1 protein-coding gene is annotated in these 453 nt (G+C 44.8%); it reads left to right on the top strand.

What is annotated here, in order from left to right; all coding sequences use genetic code 11:
- Positions 1-35: 35 nt before the first annotated feature.
- On the top strand, positions 36-449 hold the full coding sequence (locus GPK90_RS18900; protein WP_147573485.1) for a sigma-70 family RNA polymerase sigma factor: 414 nt from the start codon (positions 36-38) through the stop codon (positions 447-449).
- Positions 450-453 lie beyond the last annotated feature (4 nt).

Raw genomic sequence — 453 nt, 5'->3', positions numbered from 1 at the left:
CGTCAATCACCCGTGAATCGAAATGGAGGTACATAATGAAGAAAATTAACCTTCGGGAACTTTATCCTGATGTTTATACAACAGACTTTTTTGTAGATGTGACAGAGGAAGTAATGGAGACTATTCGGGCAGCTGAACGTGCGGAGGCTGCGTATGAGCGAAAGATGTATCGTTATAAAGCACAGTATTCTCTGGATTGCGAGAATGGCATTGAAAATGCGGTGTTGTTGAAGCCGCAGACACCGGAGATGGCTCTGGAGGAAAAACAGTTTCAGGAGCAGGTCTATGCCGCTGTGATGAAGCTGCCGGAGAAACAGGCAAAGCGAATTTATGCCCGATACTATCTGGGAATGACGGTAAATGAAATTGCCGAAGTAGAAGGTGTAGACCCAAGCCGTGTCCGAGACAGTATCCGCCGTGGATTAAAGCAGCTTGTAAAATATTTTTGATAAA

It is taken from the genome of Clostridium sp. MCC344, assembly GCF_018785365.1.
Classification (GTDB): domain Bacteria; phylum Bacillota; class Clostridia; order Lachnospirales; family Lachnospiraceae; genus Pilosibacter.
The sequence above is the reverse complement of the archived record's forward strand: the minus strand, read 5'-3'. Positions and strand labels throughout refer to the sequence as shown.

Excerpts from the sequence above, each read along its gene's own strand:
- GPK90_RS18900 (WP_147573485.1), top strand. The coding sequence starts at position 36 with ATGAAGAAAATTAACCTTCGGGAACTTTATCCTGATGTTTATACAACA.